Here is a 4052-nt window from a genome sequence, read left to right on the forward strand (position 1 = left end):
GCGGTGGGCGATGATCAGCACCGTCCGCCCCTGGCAGATCGAGCGCATGTTGTCCTGGATGACCTTCTCGGACTCGTAGTCCAGCGCGCTGGTGGCCTCGTCGAAGATCAGGATGCGCGGATCGCCGACCAGCGCGCGCGCGATCGCGATGCGCTGGCGCTGGCCGCCGGAGAGGCCCGTGCCGCTCTCGCCGACGATGGTGTCGTAGCCGTCGGCCAGCTCGCAGATGAAGTCGTGCGCGCCGGCCAGCTTCGCGGCCTGGATGACGGCCTCGATGGACAGGGTGGGATCGGCCAGCGCGATGTTGTCGCGGATGGAACGGTTGAAGAGCACGTTGTCCTGCAGCACCACGCCGACCTGCTGGCGCAGCGAGGCGGTGTCGATGACGGCGATGTCCTGGCCGTCGATCAGGACGCGGCCGCGATTGGGCACGTACAGGCGCTGGACCAGCCGCGTCAGCGTGCTCTTGCCGGACCCGGAGCGGCCCACGATGCCGATGACCTGGCCCGGCTCGATGCGCAGCTTCACGCCGCGCAGCACGTCGGACGCGTCGGGGCGGTAGCGGAAGGCGACGTTGTCGAACTCGATCGCGCCGGACAGGCGCGGCAGGCGGGTCTTCTGACCGGCGACCTCGGGGCGGGCGTTGAGCACATCGCCCAGCCGCGCCACCGAGATGCCGACCTGCTGGAAGTCGTTCCACAGCTGCGCCAGGCGCAGGATGGGACTGGAGACCTGGCCGGCCAGCATGTTGAAGGCGACCAGCTCGCCCACGCTCAGCTTCTGGTCGATCACCAGCAGCGCGCCCAGCCACATGATGGCGGCGGTGACCAGCTTGCTGATCAGCGTGATGCCGGCGTTGGCGACGGTGGCGATGTTGGTGACCGACTGGCCGGCGGTGACGTAGCCGGCCAACTGCTTCTCCCACTTCTGGATCCAGCGCGGCTCCACGGCCATGGCCTTGACCGTGTCGATGCCGCTGATGGTCTCGACCAGGAAGGACTGGTTCTCCGCGCCCTTGTTGAACTTGGTGTCCAGCCGGGCGCGCAGCACCGGTGTCAGGACCACCGACACGATCAGGTAGAGCGGGATGGAGAGCGCCACGATCAGCGTCAGCGCCGGGCTGTACCAGAGCATCACGCCGAAGAAGACGACCGAGAACAGCAGGTCCAGCACCAGCGTCAGCGCATTGCCGGTGAGGAAGGAGCGGATGTTCTCCAGCTCACGGATGCGGGCGACCGAGTCGCCGACGCGGCGCGCGTGGAAGTAGGACAGCGGCAGCGCCACGAGGTGGCGGAACAGGCGCGCTCCGAGCTCGACGTCCAGCTTGTTGCTGGTGTGCGAGAAGACCCAGGAGCGGATGCCGGTGAGCACCACTTCGAAGACGGTGGCGCAGATCAGGCCGACGGCCACGACGTTGAGGGTGCTCATCGCATGGTTGACGAGCACCTTGTCCATCACGACCTGGAAGAACATCGGCGTCACCAGGCCGATCAGCTGGATGAAGAGCGAGATGAGCAGCACCTCGCCCAGGATGCGGCGGTAGCGGACGATGGCGGGGATGAACCAGGTGAAGTCGAACTTGGCCATCTCGCCGGCGAAGCTGGCCTTGCTGGTGAACAGCATCAGGGTGCCGGTCCACAGCGCGACGAACTCGTCGGTGCCGAGCACGCGCGGCGCCTGGCCGGGGTACTGGATCAGCACCTGGCGGCCGCCGTCGGGGGACTGGCGGCATTGGGCCAGGAGGAAACAGCGGCCCTCGCGGTCGCGGCCGATGGCCGGCAGCGGCGCCTTGTCCAGCCGCTCCGCGGGCTGGCGCAGCAGCTTGGCCTTGAGGCCGAGGTGGCCGGCGGCCAGCTGCAGCGTCTGGTCATCGAAGGCCTCGCCGCCGAACTGGTGGCGCAGTTGCGCCTCGTCGGCGGGCAGGCCGTGCAGGGCGGCGATGGAGAGCAGGCAGGCGAGGGTGGGGTCCGGTGCGGCGCCGGACGTGGGGCCGGCGACCGACGCGGCGGCGGATGGCGCCGCGCAGGGGGTGCTGGATACGGTGTCGGACGCCTGGGGGGACCCGGGCATGCGCCGGGTCGATGGCGGGGCGACGACGGCAGCGTCGAGGAGGGTGTCCATGATGAGAGTCCTGGTGAAAGGGGGGCCGGGCGGCCGGAGCCGCCCGGTGGTCGTGCGATGACCTCAGCGAGGCCTCAGCGGCAACCGGTCATCGAGACGTCGCCAGCAGCGGCGCGGCGGTCTGGGGTCGGTCTTCCGGCGAGGCGGTCGTCATCGCCCCCGAGGCCTGCGCGAACCCGGCCATCGCCTGCACCAGCGCGGCCGTGTCGGTGAGCGCCTGTGCCATCGCCGTCGCGCCGGCGGCGGTCATGTCGCGCAGCGCCTGGCTGCCGTACTCGTCGCCCATCTCGGTGACCGAGAAGTTGCAGCTGCCCGGCAGGGCGTCCAGCTCCTGGGCCGACATCTCGAACACCATGCTGGAGCTCCACGGATTGCGGAAGATGTATTTCCCGTTGGTCTCGTTCACGCCAATGATCGAGAAGGCGTGCCCGCCGACCAGCGTCGTCTTGCCGTTCTCGTCCGTGGCGCTGCGCCATGAGCCGTGGGTGACCAGGCCGGAGCCGTCCTCCAGGGCCGCAACGACCGCCTCACGGGCATCGATGCCGGAGCCGTAGATCTTGTTCACGCCGCCGGTGAGCGAGCGCTGGGCGATCCGGCCGTAGTTCCCACCCATGCCGATGCTGTAGTCGTTCTCGATCTGGGCGTGGCCGTTGGCGACGAAGTAGCCGCTGGCCATGGCCTCCACATACGCGTCCTCCAGCAAGCGCACCCAGCTTCCCCCGGCGACGCTGGCGCCCTGGGACGAGGCGACGCCATCCACCGTGATGAAGAAGGGGTTGTCGGCGCCGCCGCTGTAGAACTTGACGGCGAAGGTGCCGTTGCCGTTCGCGCTGATCAGGCCGGACAGGCGGTCAGGAGCCACCGCGGCCAGCTCTTCGACGGAGGAGATCAGCCAGCAGTTGCCGTATCCCCCCTGGGCCACGCTGAGCGCCGCCTGGCCGGTGGCGCCCTTGAACAACACCGAATCCGACAGATCCACGTAGGAAGCCGCCTTCGGGTTGTTGGTGCCCAGGAACCACTTGTTGACCGAGGCGGTGAACGCGTCCGCGCTCATGCCGGCCGCCAGGCGTCCTTGCCGATCATGCTGGTCAGCAGCGACGAGACGTAGGTCTGGCCGCCGTTGACCGCCTTGGCGCCGGACAGCATGCCGTTGATGGCGGCGAACTGGTCGACCGAGAGGCCGTCCGCGCCGATGCCCGACTGCATGCCGGTGAGCATCGCCAGCACCGAGTCGTAGCTGATGCCCGCGTCGCGCGAGGCGGCGGCGAGGTAGCCGGCGTGAATCTTGTCGGCCTTGCCCATCGCGATCCCGCGACGGGTCGCGTCCAGGCCTTGCAGCGCGGCCAGCGACATCTGGTTGACGCCGTCGGCCGGGATGGCGGCGAAGGCCTCCACCGACAGCGCGTTGAGCCAGCGGGCGCTGACCGTGTCGAAGTCGGTGACGCGGCTCAGCTGCTCGGGCCGGATGGCGCTGGCGGCGGCTTCGGGAATCCAGCCGACGTTGGCCACGGCGGCGAACTGCTCGGCGGTCCAGCCCGAGACCGACGCGGCGGTCAGGCCGCGCATCGTCGCGGCGGTGAACCGACCGAAGGCGGTGGTGGGCACCGAGCCCCAGGCGTCGGTGGACAAGGCGCCCAGCCAGCCCGGATTGAGCTTGTTCCACGCGCCGGCCTGGATGGCGCGACCTGGTCGGCCGACAGGGCCGCCACCGCGGCCGGGGACAGCGCCTCCAGCCCCGGCAGTGTCGCGATGCGGGCCGGCGACAGCGTGCGGATCATGTCCGGACGCAGGCCGCTGGCGCCGGCGGCCGACAGACGGTTGGTGTCGAGCGCGGCGAACTGCTCCAGCGTCAGCGCACCGATGCAGACGGCCGACAGCTGCGGAACGGAGCCGGTGTACATCGCCTTGATGCCGGCCGCCGGCACCGCCGC

General features: G+C 69.8%; 4 protein-coding genes. All 4 read right to left on the reverse strand.

Going from position 1 to position 4052, the window contains the following annotated elements; genetic code table 11:
• Nucleotides 1-2070 (reverse strand): type I secretion system permease/ATPase (locus FUT87_RS18605; RefSeq protein WP_147241986.1); only part of this gene is annotated, 2070 nt, incomplete at its 3' end.
• A gap of 139 nt (nt 2071-2209) precedes the next feature.
• Nucleotides 2210-3175 carry a C2 family cysteine protease gene (locus FUT87_RS18610; RefSeq protein WP_147241984.1) on the reverse strand — a complete coding sequence of 322 codons (966 nt, stop codon included), beginning with the start codon at nt 3173-3175 and terminating at the stop codon, nt 2210-2212.
• Nucleotides 3172-3750 (reverse strand): hypothetical protein, encoded by a 579-nt coding sequence (locus tag FUT87_RS18615; RefSeq protein WP_186830616.1) that lies wholly within the window; start codon nt 3748-3750, stop codon nt 3172-3174. The genes FUT87_RS18610 and FUT87_RS18615 overlap by 4 nt, the downstream gene beginning before the upstream one ends.
• Nucleotides 3675-4052: hypothetical protein (locus tag FUT87_RS29000; RefSeq protein ID WP_222617197.1), on the reverse strand; the 378-nt coding region annotated here is incomplete at its 5' end. The genes FUT87_RS29000 and FUT87_RS18615, both read right to left, overlap by 76 nt.

The sequence above is a fragment of the Mitsuaria sp. TWR114 genome (genome assembly GCF_007997345.1).